This window comes from Alcanivorax sp. 24 (assembly GCF_004360225.1).
Taxonomy (GTDB): domain Bacteria; phylum Pseudomonadota; class Gammaproteobacteria; order Pseudomonadales; family Alcanivoracaceae; genus Alloalcanivorax; species Alloalcanivorax xiamenensis.
Genome location: NZ_SNUA01000008.1, coordinates 143,817 through 157,019 on the forward strand (window position 1 = coordinate 143,817; position 13,203 = coordinate 157,019).

A 13,203-nucleotide genomic window follows, 5' to 3' on the forward strand; every position below is an offset into this window, starting at 1 on the left:
GTCCCTTGGAATCTGATAATGGCGGCCGCTGGTATCATCGCTCAATACCGGAGCGACGGCCGGCAACGGCGCCCCGGTCTTCAAAATGACGGGTGTTTCGGCAGGTGCGCAGACCGTATTATCCGTGTCCCGGCCACGCCAGCGATGTGGTGCCCGGCGTGGCCGTTTCGACTCAGAATTGGTAGTTTCGGAGCCGATTGGCGTGCTGACGGTAAAGGGTGACCGGATCGGTACTGAACAGATCACGTAGCCCCAGGACCTGGTTCACCTCATCCAGGTGGTTCATGCGATAGTCATCGCGGATCACCATGCCAAGGTGGCTGGAGCAACTGCTCACCAGTCCATCATTCTTCTCGCCGAGAAAAACGATGGAGGTGGCGCCGAGCAGAACATCGGAAGGGTCGAGGAAATTCGTCAGTGGCTTGGCGCCACTCCAGGAGAAGTAGGAAACGCCGTTGCTGCCTTCCCGGGGCCCCTCACCACAATACTCACTGGGCATGCCTTCCGGATAACGCTGGTTGAAAGCGAGGGTCTCTTCGGTGGTGAGTGCTTTCAAGGCGGCCAGGATGTCCTGTTCGTGGCCGCCACCGGAGAACAGATCGATCAGCCCGGCAAGGGCGTTGCCGAGAAAGCCGATCAGGTCACCGCTGAAAGGCACATCCTCCACCGCGCCTTGCAAGACATCCGCCAGGCGCGCGCCCCAGTTGACGCCACCAACACCAGTGGCGGAGGCCACCATGTCCGGGTAGACCGAGGCCACGTAACGGATGGTGGGGCTGCCGTGACTGTGGCCGATCAGGTTGACCTTCTCGGCGCCACTGATGGCAAGAATATCCTCCACCTGTCGTGCCAGTTGCTCGCCGCGCACCTCGGTGTCCTGGGCCGCGGCAACCTGGGCCACGTAGACTTCGGCGCCGCTTCGCCGCAGTTCCTCGGGGATGCGGTACCAATAGTCCACGCCAACGGCGGTATCGAAGCCGAACAAGCCGTGCACCAGCACGATGGGATAGCGGGTTTCGGTGTAGTCGTCGGCATGGGTGGCGCCGGCCAACCATGCGAACAACAGGATGCCGAGCAGCGCCTTCAGCGCTTTATTTGACGTTTTCATAAGCTTCCCTGTTTATCTGTTGTTTTCGGTATTTTTTGTCGAGCCCGTCGCGGCTGAACCACGGCATCAGCCGCTGCCGCGCTCTTTCTTGCCAATGACCGATTCCATCGGCCACCCTTTATCAGTGGAACCCGGCGGGTTCCGGACTGTTTGCCAACAGCCTGCTATGATCCTAAACAGAGCGGAACAGGCGTTCACTAATAAAAATGTCGTAATCCGACGAGCGGCATCTCCTGTTAGAACGGTGGTGCGAGGGTCGGGAGCGGTTTCCGTCGAGGACTGAACGTGAGCAAAGGACGCATATACACAATTCTGATCGCACTGGTGGCGCTGGCGGTCCTGGGCATCTGGGGATGGGCCGGCGATGGTGAGAGCGAGGTGACAGCGGCGCGCCAAACCCCGCCGCAAACCCCGACAATGCCACCGTTGCATGATTACGCCGAGCGCGGCCGGGCGCTGGCCGATTCACCGCCGCCGTCCTGGCGCGGCACCCGGCCGGATGGGGCGCTGGCCGAGGACGAGAAGGGCAACCTGATCATCAACGAGGCGCTGCGGCGCCGCTTCGACTATGTGTTGTCGGCGTTGGGTGAAGAGGATCTGGACACGCTCAAGGCGCGTCTGGCGGCGGATTTCGAGGCACGATTGTCGCCGTCGGCGGCGGCCCGGGCGTGGGCATTGCTGCAACAGTATCTGGGCTATCGCGAGGCGCTGGCGGAATTGACGCCGCCGGCACAGGAACCGGCCGCGTTACGCCACAGCCTGGAGCAACGCCGGGCTTTGCGGGACCGGTTTTTCGATGCCGCCACCGCCGAGGCGTTTTTTGGCTTCGAGGATCGCTACGCGGACTTCGCCCTGCAGCGGCGCCGGATTCTTGAAGATGAAGAGCTGGGCGAAGCCACCAGGGCAGAGCGCCTGGAAGCATTGGAAGCCACCTTGCCACCGGAGTTGCGCGAACAGGTGCGTGCTTCACGGGAGCCGATGCGGGTGCGTGAGGAAATACAGGCGTTAAGGAATGAAGGCGCGTCGTCCCAGCGGATCGATCAACTGCGCGAACAACGACTGGGGCGGGAGGCGGCGGATCGTCTGGCGGAGCTGGATCAGCGCCGGGCACTCTGGCAGTCCCGTTACGAGGATTACCGGGAACAACGCCGAGTCATTCTGGAAAGCGGGCTGGCGCCGAGCGACCAGCAGGCGGAAATAGAGCGGTTGCGGGAGCGCTTGTTCGAGACGGGAGAGCGGCGCCGGGTGGAAGTCCTGGATCGTATTCCGGCGCCGGATTCCTGAAGCTATCCCCCAGCGGCGGGCGCCACCGGGGGGATAACTGTCAGGCTTTCCCTTGGTTGGCCACCGCTTCCGCGGCCGCGGCGGCGGCTTCGGCGTCACCCAGATAGTAGTTCTTGATCGGCCTCAGATCGTCGTCCAGCTCATACACCATGGGGATGCCGGTGGGGATATTGAGTTTGACGATTTCCTCGTCGGAAATATTGCCCAGGTGCTTGACCAGGGCACGCAGGCTGTTGCCGTGGGCGCAGATCAGCACCTGCTTGCCGGCGCGGATATCCGGTTCGATCGCGCTCTGGAAATAGGGAACGAAGCGGGACACGGTGTCCTTGAGGCTCTCGGACAGCGGGATTTCGGATTCGCTGAGGTTACTATAAACGCGGAAACGGCCGGCGTAGCGCTCATCATCACGCTCCATTGGCGGCGGCGGCGTATCGTAGCTGCGACGCCAGATCAACACCTGCTCGTCACCGTACTTGGCGGCGGTTTCCGCCTTGTTCAGGCCCTGCAGGGCGCCGTAGTGGCGTTCGTTGAGGCGATAATCGCGCACTACCGGAATCCACATCTGATCCATGGTATCGAGGATCGTCCACAGGGTGCGGATAGCGCGCTTGAGCACGGATGTGTAGGCGATATCGAACTCGAAGCCCGCTTCTTTCAGCAGATCGCCGGCGGTTTTCGCTTCCACCCGCCCTTGGTCGGTGAGATCCACGTCCTTCCAGCCGGTGAAACGGTTTTCCTTGTTCCAGACGCTCTGTCCGTGGCGGACCAGTACCAGTTTCGTGCTCATGGTTGATTCCTGTGCGGTTTTCAAGGCGCGCCAAGGTTAGCAGAAAGCGGATAGCGGGCACACCTCCGGGCGCTACAGGCCCGCTAGCAAGGCGCGGCGCCCGCCCTTGGCAGGCGTTTAACACGGCTAACGGGGGCCGCGGTGCCCGCCCTTCGGGGCTTTCGCGGGCGACGCCCACCAGGCCGGCAGCATCGGGGAGTGATTCAGAGGCTCCCGAGCCCGTATAATGCGCCCCATTCGGACGAGCCGGGAGCGGCATGAGTTATATATGGTGTGACACAGACGAACGGATCCAGGACTGGCAACCGGCGGCGGGCCCGCTGTACCTGGATACCGAGTTCATGCGGGAGCGGACCTACTGGCCGCGACTGGCCCTGGTGCAAGCTCACGATGGCGATGCCATCCGTCTCATCGATACCACCCGGGTGACCGCCACGGCGCTGGGCCAGGTGCTGGCGGACCGGTGTCTGGTGATGCATTCCTGTTCCGAGGATCTGGAAGCGCTGCAGTATTTCACCGGCCAGTGCCCGGGGCATATCGAGGATACCCAGATCGCCGCCGCTCTGGTCGGTGAAGATATGCAAATGAGTTACCAGCGGCTGGTGGAACAGCTGCTCGGGGTGGCGCTGCCCAAGGGCGCCACGCGCACCGACTGGCTCAAACGGCCGCTCAGCGCCGAGCAGCTGAGCTACGCCGAGGATGACGTGAAATACCTGCCTGAAGTCACCGGCCGTTTGCGTGAACGTCTCCACGCCCTGGGGCGGGAAGCCTGGTGGCGGGAGGAATGTGATCGGCTGGTGGCGGACGTGCGGCGCCGTGGACAGGGTGGTGAGCCCTGGCATGGGGTCAAGGGCGCCGGCGCCTTGCAGGGCGAGGCACTGGCCGCCCTGGCGGAGCTGGCGCGCTGGCGAGAGGAGACCGCCCGGCAGCGGGACCTGCCGCGCAGTTTCGTGCTCAAGGATCCGGTGATGCTGGAATTGAGCCGTCGCAGCCGCGTTGATCGGAGCGCGCTGCAGTCCCTGGGACTGCATCCCAAGCTGGTTCAGCGGGACGGTGAGCGGATCATCGCCTGTCTGCAACAGGGGCGCCGGCAAGCGCCGCCGGAGCCGTTGCCGGAACCGTTGGACCGGCCGCAGCGGGATCGGGTAAAGCAATTGCGTGACCGGGTGACCGTTCTGGCCGGGGATCTGGGGTTGCAGCCGGAGGTATTGGTGCGGCGCCGCTGGCTGGAAGCGCTGGTGCGCGATCCGGCATCCCTGCCCGAGCCGTTGCGAGGCTGGCGCCGGGAGCCGGTCGCCGAGCCGTTGTTGGAGATGCTATGACACTGCAAGGCAAGTTGTTCTGCTCCATCTACCGGAGCAGCCGCCGCTCCGAGATGTATCTTTTCGTGGCCCGCGCCACTGGCCTGGATGCGGTGCCGAAGGTGTTGCTCGAGCAATGCGGCAAGCTGGTGCACGTTAGCGATATGATCCTGGACCCCAAGCGGCCGCTGGCACGGGCGGAGGTGGGCAAGGTCATGGACGAGGTGCGTGACAAGGGGTTCTATCTGCAAATGCCGCCACCGCCGGACGAGGATCTGTTCCTGGCCGCCGGCCATCCCGACAACCCGCGAGGGAAGCGGCCATGACGTCGAGCCGGCCGCCGCTGCGCGAGCGCTTCTGGACCCTGCCACTGGGGCAGCTCAATAGCCGGGAGTGGGAGGCGCTGTGTGATGGCTGTGGGCGCTGCTGTCTGGTCAAACTGGAGGACGAGGACAGCGGCGAGGTGGTGTTCACGGATCTCAGTTGCCGTTACCTCGATACCCGCCGCTGTCGTTGCCAGGTCTACGCCCAGCGGCGGCGCAAGGTGCCGGGTTGCCTTCAGGTGACCGAAGAGATGGCCGGTTCCGACTGGCTGCCGGCCAGCTGCGCCTATCGATTGCGAGCCGAGGATAAACCGCTGCCTGAGTGGCATCCATTGCTGTCCGGGGAACCGGGCTCGGTGCGGGCCGCCGGTATCAGTGTTGCCGGTCGCGTGGTGCCTGAGAACCGGGTGCCGGAGCGGGACTGGGAAGACCATGTCATCCATTGGGTGGAAAACTGATCCGGTCCAGCCGATAGAGAGGTTGGTCCAGGATGTATAGAATGGCTTGAGAGCGTGAAGGGCTCCAGGGAGTAATTGTGACGACGAACGCCTATATGATGGGATGGCTGGCTTACGTATTGGGAAGTCTGGGAGTGCTGGTGGTGCTGTGGTATCTGACCAGACCTCTGATGTCCTGGCTGAAAACCCTGCTGCGGGGGTTGGCGACCGCCGTGCTGCTGACACCGTGGCCGGTGGCGGCCAATCAGGAAGAATGGGCGCCGGCCTGGGTGGTCAGTCTGTTCGACGGCCTGTTCGCCGGCAACGACAGCGGGCCCTGGCGGGCGGTGGCGCCGTTGGTGGCGGTACTGCTGGTGGCGTTTATCGTTGCCTTGCTGGAGTCCTGGCGCCAGCGCCGTAAAGCGGTGGCCGGGGCCGATGAGGATTATGACGACGACTGACTGTGTTTTCTGCCGGATCCTGAACGGGGATGCCCCCGCCAGTGTGGTGTACCGGGACGAGCGGGCGGTGGTGCTGCTGGATTTGTTTCCGGTACGCGAAGCCCACTGTCTGGTGATTCCGGTGGCCCATCATGCGCTGCTGGAAGAGCTGGAGCCGGATCTGGCGGCCCATCTTTTTGAACTGGCGAGACGCACCATTCGCGCCCAGAAGCGGGCGGGGCTGGATGTCAAAGCCCATAACGTGGTGGTCAACGACGGCCGCGAGGCCAATCAGCATGTGCCCCATGTCCACCTTCATGTGATCCCCCGCCGCGGCGGCGACACCCTGGCCACGGCGCTGACCTGGGGGACCCGCATGATGAACGTGTTCGGGCTGTCCAAACGCCGCCACCGCCTGGATCGGCTTGCCGGGCTGCTGGCTGAGCATTTCCCGAAGAATTGAACGCCGGGCGCCGGGCGCCAGACGCCAGACGCCAGACGCCAGACGCCAGACGCCAGACGCCAGACGCTAAAGTCAAAACCCTGGGCTGCGGGCATTGCGGGAATAAAAAATTGCCGGGAGCAATTTTTAACGTTGCCCGGCGACGGCCCGCAGGGTGATCGCCATGGACGGCGGTCATAAAAAATTGCCGGGAGCAATTTTTAACGTTGCTGTGCGACGGCCCGCAGGGTGACCGCCATGGACGGCGGTCATAAAAAAGGTTCATCGCGGTTTAGCGAGAAGGGTCGCTCCGGCGGGGGCTCCCGTATTACCCGGTTACCTCGAAGACCTCCCTTCAGAGGGGGCTACAGCGCCGCTGTGGGAAGCTTGCTGGCAAGCGAATCGCCAACGGCTCAGGGCATTCACGGCCAAGCGGAGCGCGCCGCCCGGGCCGCTTCCCACAGCGGCTTCGTGGCAGATCCGCGGGAGACCAGCTTGCTGGCGAGTTCCGGCCCTCTGGTGTTGGGATATTCGCTTGCCAGCAAGCTTCCCACAGCGGCTTCGTGGCATGATCCGTGGGAGACCGGCTTGCCGGCGAATGGCGAATAGAGCGGCTTGGTAGCCCCTTCCGTTACAGACCCGTGCCCATGATTGAAGCGCCGTGGCCCGCTAAACCGCGATGAACCTGAAAAAGGCGTTTTAGTGCTTGCCAGGGCATTGGGTCTGGTTTTGCATTATCGGCGTCCGGCGTCCGGCGTCCGGCGTCCGGCGTCCGGCGTCCGGCGTCCGGCGTCCGGCGTCCGGCGTCCGGCGTCCGGCGTCCGGCGTCCGGCGTCCGGCGTCCGGCGTCCGGCGTCCGGCGTCCCTAATATTCCCTGGGCCGGCGGCAGGCGCGGACTCTTAGCGGCCAGCGAACCTTGCGTGTCTTTTCCCCCCACGCCTGCTCCAACTGCGGCAGGAAATCCTGCAACGGGTCCTTGCCGAAGCGGCGTGCTTTCGCCAGAGCCGACCAGGTGTCCAGATAGGCGGCCAGATCACGCCAGTGCCAATGACGTTCGATGCCGAGGTTTTCCGGTACTTTGTGCTCCGGCCAGGGCAGCGTCACATTGCGATAACCACTGACCACGCTCCAGCGTGCCGCCGGCCACCAGGGCGCCAGCACCCGGTCGTGGAAGTCGTCGATCAGATCCGGCAGCCCTTCCACCTGACACAAGCCATAGCTGATGATGGCCAGCAGCGCGTCCTCGCGCAGCACCCGTTCCGCTTCCTTGAAGAACATCGGCAATGGAAACCAGTGCAGTGCCTGGGCCACGGTGATCAGGTCGAAGCTGCCATCGGCGAAGGGCAGGGCGTCGGCACGGGCGGCCAGATAACGGCTGGCACTGGCCGGGGCGCCTTGTAGTTGGGCGAGGCTCAGGTCGGCGCCGATGACCTGTTGGAAATGGCTTTCCAGGGAGCGGCACGCTTGGCCGGTGCCACAGCCCAGGTCCAGCGCCCATTGGTGCTCGAAACATTGATCGCCGAGCCAGCGGAATAAATTTTCCGGGTAGTCCGGCCGGTACAGATGGTATTGCCCGCCCCGTTGAAACAGCGACGGACGGTCAGACATCGGGATCGTCGAACCGGGCCGCCCAGAGGGCACCGTCGGTTCGCTCCAGATCAAGGGCTATGCCCGCGGACCAGCGCTGATCTCCCTCGGCGCACCAGGCGATGGTGCCGAACAGATGCAGGGCCTCACCCTGGTTGGGTAGCTGCAGCCACAGTTCCACGTCGGTATCGGGCCGGATCGAATAGGGCAGTTCCACACCCAGACCGGCGCGGGATATATCCCGGCATGTCAGCGTGAGATCGTCGTCCTCCGTTGGTGGATCCTGGCGCAGACGCATGTTCAGGCCGCTCGGAGCGCGGTGGCGCGAATGACGACGTTGTTCCTTTACGTGCTTCATCGGCTTCACCCATAGATGAGACGGTCCACCAGGGCGGCGGCACCGGCGATGCACAGGGTTACGGCGATCAGGAAGAGCAACAAGAATAGGGCGGGACGAACGGTTTTCGGTAGCGGTTCGGTGGGCCGCTGCCGGTAGTGTTCTTCGCGGGTCTTGTCATTCATAAGCCGGACCTGCTTTTTTCATATTGGGGGCCTGATTATCCGCTATCGGCGCGATGAAGCAAGGCCGATAGCGGAAGCGAGTGGTCACATGGCGATCTGGATTTTCTGGAACAACCACTGATGCAGGCTTTCCGACAGCAGCGGCAGGTAACTCACCAGCAGCAGGGCGGTGAACATCACCGCGATGGGCAGCAGATATTTTTCGTAGCGGCGGAAGAACGAGCCGCCATGAACTCTGGCGCTCTCCACCTCATCGTCGCCCACTACTTGTCGGGTAAGCAGATGGTTCACCGCCACCGGCGGGGTCAGATACCCCAACTCGAAGGCCACCAGGGTGATCATCCAGAAATGCAGCGGATCGATACCGTTGTTGAAGGCGACCTGGGCGACGGTGGCGTTGACCAGCACCACGGCGCCGAAGGGCTCCATGATCATGCCCAGAATCACCATGGTCACCACCAGGATACTGGTGGCGATCCAGATCGAGGAGAAGGACTCCGGCAGCATCTCCACCAGCCCCGAGCGCTCGATCAGCCCGCCGGTACCCACCGACAGCGCCATCAGCATCAGCATGGCGCCGATATGGGTGGTGGTGTCGTTGGTGGCGAAACGGAGCGAGCCTTCCAGTTTTTCAGAGACGCCCTCCTCGGGGGCGTAGTGAGGGTCCATTGCCTCGCTCCTGGTCATGCGTGGCGCGATCAGATAGTGCACCAGCAGAAACCCGGCCAGGAACAGGTTGCGTGAAAACAGCCCCCACAGGTGATTCTCCAGCGTAAGCCGGGTCCAGCCGGTGGGCGGATCGCCGCTTTGAAGGGCCTGGTATCCCTGCCAGAGATCGTTGCAGGAGAGAACGATCATCGGCACCAGAAACAGAGCGAACAGGTGCAGCAGGTGATGGCTCAGTTTCTCGTACAACAATACGGCCAGCAGCATCACCGGCAGAATGATAGGGGCTGAGAACTCATCCAGTTGACGGTCCAGCACGTCGCTGAACAGCACCAGTATCGCGCCGACGACAATGGCGTAGGGCAGCAGCGGCACCAGGCGCTTGAGACTGGCCGGCACGGCTTCGGAGAACGGCGCGATGCGGGCCGGAGAGGTGCGCGCGAACTGACTGTAAACGAAGAACAGCAGCAGACTGAGCATGAACACCTTGAGGCCGGAACTGAACAACTCGGTGGTGGTGACGTTCTTATTGAGCGCGGCGATGATCACCACCAGCAGACAGGGGCGCAGCACCACGCCCATGGAACCGGACATGGCGGTGGTGGCGAGAGCCAGTTGCTTGCGCGCGCCGGCCCGGATCATCTCGTTGTACACCGTGGCCCCGGCGGCGATCACGAAGATGCCGGACGCGCCGGTGTAGGCGGTAGGCACGGCGGTCACCGCCAACACCACGAAGGCCATCAGTTCCGGTGACATACGCCAGGGCCGCAGCACGTCGAACACCAGATGGGTCAGCCGGGTCTGCCTCAGCATCATGCCGATCCAGATATACAGCGCCAGATTGAGAAACATGGTGGACATTTCCATCATGATGCCCAGATACACGGCGATGCCGTGGTAGTACCCCTGGCTGATGAACTGAAAGGACGCCGACAGACACATGAAAGTGTAAAGCGGAATGGTGAGCAGGGCCTTGCCCCAGGAACCGCCGGATTCCAGGCCCTTGGGGAATCGGACCAACTGATACAGTGACGCCGCGGTCAACACGGCGAAACCGGCGATCCAGAACTGATGCAAATAGAAGTGGCCGACCCGAACGCCGGTCTCCATCGCCGCCGCCTCTTCAATGCGATAGACCGTGGCAGAGAACAGCAACAGCGCGTTGGCGATCAGCTGAGCGGTGGTGGAGACGAGGTGATCCTTGATCGTGCGTTGCGGGCGCAGGGCAATATGGTGCCGGCCCAGCGTGGTGCGAGTGGCACAGATCATCAGCAGCAGACAAAGTAACAGACGTTTGTAGTCGCCCAGGGAGGACACCACCCAGGCCACGCCACCTTCCACATTGCGGAACATCACCACCGAAGGGGTGACCCTTTCCTGGATGGTCCGGTAGCGGTCCCATTTGCCCCGACAGTTTTCCCGTGATCGCCGCAGTGACTGGCGGATGGCATCTTCGTTGATGCTCGGCGTGCCCAGCACTCCGGCAAGCGGATCATTGGCGGCCTCGACCTGTCGTCGTTGCAGGGTTTCCCGGGTCAGTCGGCTGATGTTCGGATCGGGGTTGCAGGTTGGCTCGGTCATGACGCCGGCGCCGCGCAGCAGGAAGTAACTTTCCCAGGTGTTTTCCCCGATCTTCAGTAGCTGCGAATGGATGATCTCTCCGGATGAGAGGAATAATGCCAGTAGCAGCACGAACAGGGTTGGTAGTGACGAAAACCATTCCGCCGGCGACCGCCGAAGCCAGTGCCCGCTGCTGCCTGTCACGGTTTTCCCCATGGCTCTTTCTTCCATTGCCCCTTCTCCTTTTTTTATGGGTATGGGTTGTTGTTATTGATGTCGCGGTGTGTCCGGTTTGGCGTCGCTGTTCTCCTGTCCGTTCAGCCACTCCGGCGTTGAATACAAAAGGGGCCCGCGAGAGCCCCTTTTTCCGTGATCACGGAGTTGACTTACACCGGGTGCTTACATGGCCACCTGTATCTTATGGAACAGCCACTGGTGTAGCCCTTCGGACATCAGCGGCAGATAGCTCACCGCCAGCAGGGCCGTGAGCATCACCGCTATGGGCAGCAGGAACTTCTCATAGCGGCGGAAGAAGGAGCCGCTGTGAAGTTTGGCGCTCTCCACTTCGTCGTCACCCACCACCTGTCGCGTCAACAAGTGGTTGAGGGCCACCGGCGGTGTCAGGTAACCCAGCTCGAACGCCACCAGTGTGATCATCCAGAAATGAAGCGGATCGATGCCGTTATTGAAAGCCACCTGGGCAATAGTCGCGTTCACCAGGATCACCGCGCCATAGGGGTCCATGATCATGCCGATAACCACCATGGTCACCACCAGAATGGTCATCGCGATCCAGATCGAGGAAAACGCCTCGGGCAGCATTTCCATCAAACCAGAGCGTTCGATGATGCCGCCGGTGCTCACCGACAGCGCCATCAATATCAGTAGAGCACCGATGTGAGTGGTGGTCTCATTGGTGGAGAAGCGCAGCGAGCCTTCCAGTTTTTCCGAGACACCTTCCTCGGGAGCGTAGTGGGGATCCGTGTCGCCATTGCCTTTCATGCGGGGCGCCACGAGGTAGTGAACGACGATAAAGCCGCCAAGAATCACGTTCCGCCAGAACAGGCCCCAAAGATGATTCTGCAGGGTCACGGTGGTCCAGCCGGTGGGGATCTCCCCGCTCTGCAATGCCTGATAGCCATGCCAGGTGTCCATGAAGGACATCGCCAGCATGGGAATCAACGCCAGCGCGAACAGGTGCAAACAGTGGCGACTTAGCTTTTCGTAGAACAGCACGGCCAGCAGCATTACCGGCAGAATGATCGGAGCGGAGAACTCATCCAGGTGGCGGTTCAGAACATCGCTGAAGAACACCAGGACGGTGCCGACCACGATGCCGTAAGGCAGCAGAGGTATCAGTCGTTTCAGACTGTGCGGCAAAGCCTCGGAGAACGGCGCGATGCGAGCTGGTGAGGTACGTGCGAACTGGCTGTAGATGAAGAACAGCACCAGGCTGAGAATAAAAATCTTGATGCCGGAATTGAACAGTTCGGTGGTGGTTACGCTCTTGTTCAACGCGGCGATGATCACCACCAGAAGGCAAGGACGCAGCACCACGCCCATGGAGCCGGACATGGCGGTGGCGGCCAGCGCCAGTTGCTTGCGCGCCCCGGCACGGATCAGTTCGTTATAGATGGTGGCCCCGGCGGCAATCACGAAGATGCCGGACGCGCCGGTGTAAGCGGTGGGGATGGCCGCCACCGCCAGCACCACGAAGGCCATCAGTTCCGGCGACATCTTCCAGGGCCGCAGTACATCGAATACCAGATGAGCCAGCTTGGTCTGTTTCAGCATCATACCGATCCAGATGTACAGCGCCAGGTTCAGGAACAGCGTGGACATCTCCATCATCATGCCCAGATACACGGCGATGCCATGGTAATAACCCTGACTGAGGAACTGTGCCGAAGCGGTCAAAGCCATGAAACTGTAGAGCGGAATAGTGAGCAGAGCCTTGCTCCAGGAACCGCCGGATTCCAGATCCTTGGGACGGCTCATCAACTGGTACAGGGAGGCGGCGGTGAGAATGGCGAAGCCGGCGATCCAGAACTGATGTAAATAGAAATGGCCGACGCGCACGCCGGACTCCATGGCGGCGACTTCCTCCATACGATAAACGAAAGCGGAGGAAAGCAGCAGCGCATTGGCGATCAACTGTGCCGTGGTGGAAACAAGATAATCCTTGACCGTCCTTTGCGGCCGTAGGGCAATATGATGCCGTCCCAGTGTGGCGGTGGCCGCGCAAATCAATACCAGCAGACACAGCAGCAGGCGTTTGTAGTCGCCAAGCGTGGAGACGATTTTCGCCACGCCGCCCTCGACGGTGCGGAAGGCGATGACACCGGGTGTAACCCTTTCCTCTATGGTCTGGAAACGCTCCCAGCGAGTCCGGCAGTTTTCCCTGGAGCGCTCCAGAGACTGACGAATCGCGCCCTCGTTGATCTCCGACGTGCCGAGCACGTCCGCCAGCGGATCATTAGCGCTTTCCTGTTGGCGCTTGCGGACGATTTCCCGGGTGAGCTGATCGATGTTTGGGTCCGGGTTACAGGTTGGCTGTTGCACCATGCCGGCGCCACGCAGCAGGAAATAACTCTCCCAGGTGTTTTCACCGATCTTCAATAATTGGGAGTGAATAATTTCACCGGAAGAAAGAAAAATCGTCAGCAGGAGGATGATCAGGGTCGGCAGGGAGGATACCCATTCCTTAATGGAACGGTTCGCCACGGTAAAGGTTGGTTTATCCAT

The 13,203-nt window shown here is 62.0% G+C and carries 13 protein-coding genes; 6 read left to right on the forward strand and 7 right to left on the reverse strand.

What is annotated here, in order from left to right:
• Nucleotides 1–172 precede the first annotated feature (172 nt).
• On the reverse strand, nt 173–1,108 hold the full coding sequence (locus tag E0L37_RS12770; RefSeq protein WP_133492109.1) for a triacylglycerol lipase: 936 nt from the start codon (nt 1,106–1,108) through the stop codon (nt 173–175).
• A 285-nt stretch (nt 1,109–1,393) separates the two neighbouring features.
• Here E0L37_RS12770 and E0L37_RS12775 point away from each other — a divergent pair, with 285 nt between their 5' ends.
• Nucleotides 1,394–2,392, forward strand: a complete 999-nt coding sequence (locus tag E0L37_RS12775) for a lipase secretion chaperone (RefSeq protein WP_133492110.1) — start codon at nt 1,394–1,396, stop codon at nt 2,390–2,392.
• Between the two features lie 40 nt (nt 2,393–2,432).
• Here E0L37_RS12775 and gpmA read toward each other — a convergent pair whose 3' ends face one another.
• Complete coding sequence (gene gpmA, locus E0L37_RS12780; protein ID WP_133492111.1) at nt 2,433–3,179, reverse strand: 2,3-diphosphoglycerate-dependent phosphoglycerate mutase; 747 nt, start codon at nt 3,177–3,179, stop codon at nt 2,433–2,435.
• A 257-nt stretch (nt 3,180–3,436) separates the two neighbouring features.
• On the opposite strand from gpmA, the gene rnd reads away from it, so the two are divergent.
• The 5 genes from rnd to E0L37_RS12805 all read left to right on the forward strand — a co-directional run bounded on the left by rnd (nt 3,437) and on the right by E0L37_RS12805 (nt 6,143).
• Complete coding sequence (gene rnd, locus E0L37_RS12785; RefSeq protein ID WP_133492112.1) at nt 3,437–4,501, forward strand: ribonuclease D; 1,065 nt, start codon at nt 3,437–3,439, stop codon at nt 4,499–4,501.
• Nucleotides 4,498–4,806 (forward strand): YcgL domain-containing protein, encoded by a 309-nt coding sequence (locus E0L37_RS12790; protein WP_133492113.1) that lies wholly within the window; start codon nt 4,498–4,500, stop codon nt 4,804–4,806. Before rnd ends, E0L37_RS12790 begins: the two co-directional genes overlap by 4 nt.
• Complete coding sequence (locus tag E0L37_RS12795; protein ID WP_201303713.1) at nt 4,803–5,261, forward strand: YcgN family cysteine cluster protein; 459 nt, start codon at nt 4,803–4,805, stop codon at nt 5,259–5,261. The genes E0L37_RS12790 and E0L37_RS12795 overlap by 4 nt, the downstream gene beginning before the upstream one ends.
• Before the next feature lie 77 nt (nt 5,262–5,338).
• Entirely contained in the window at nt 5,339–5,701 is a 363-nt protein-coding gene (locus E0L37_RS12800; protein WP_231504719.1) for a hypothetical protein, read from the forward strand.
• Entirely contained in the window at nt 5,688–6,143 is a 456-nt protein-coding gene (locus tag E0L37_RS12805) for an HIT family protein (protein WP_133492114.1), read from the forward strand. Before E0L37_RS12800 ends, E0L37_RS12805 begins: the two co-directional genes overlap by 14 nt.
• Before the next feature lie 844 nt (nt 6,144–6,987).
• Here the strand turns inward: E0L37_RS12805 and E0L37_RS12820 are convergent.
• From E0L37_RS12820 to E0L37_RS12835, 5 genes are all read right to left on the reverse strand, one after another.
• The gene (locus E0L37_RS12820) at nt 6,988–7,731 is read right to left on the reverse strand and encodes a class I SAM-dependent methyltransferase (protein ID WP_133492115.1); all 744 of its coding nucleotides are present in this window, start codon (nt 7,729–7,731) and stop codon (nt 6,988–6,990) included.
• Entirely contained in the window at nt 7,724–8,068 is a 345-nt protein-coding gene (locus tag E0L37_RS12825; RefSeq protein WP_133492116.1) for a PilZ domain-containing protein, read from the reverse strand. The genes E0L37_RS12820 and E0L37_RS12825 overlap by 8 nt, the downstream gene beginning before the upstream one ends.
• A gap of 5 nt (nt 8,069–8,073) precedes the next feature.
• Nucleotides 8,074–8,232, reverse strand: a complete 159-nt coding sequence (locus E0L37_RS21535) for a hypothetical protein (RefSeq protein ID WP_166643063.1) — start codon at nt 8,230–8,232, stop codon at nt 8,074–8,076.
• An 84-nt stretch (nt 8,233–8,316) separates the two neighbouring features.
• Complete coding sequence (locus E0L37_RS12830) at nt 8,317–10,689, reverse strand: TRAP transporter large permease subunit (protein WP_133492117.1); 2,373 nt, start codon at nt 10,687–10,689, stop codon at nt 8,317–8,319.
• A 168-nt stretch (nt 10,690–10,857) separates the two neighbouring features.
• Entirely contained in the window at nt 10,858–13,203 is a 2,346-nt protein-coding gene (locus tag E0L37_RS12835) for a TRAP transporter large permease subunit (protein ID WP_133492118.1), read from the reverse strand.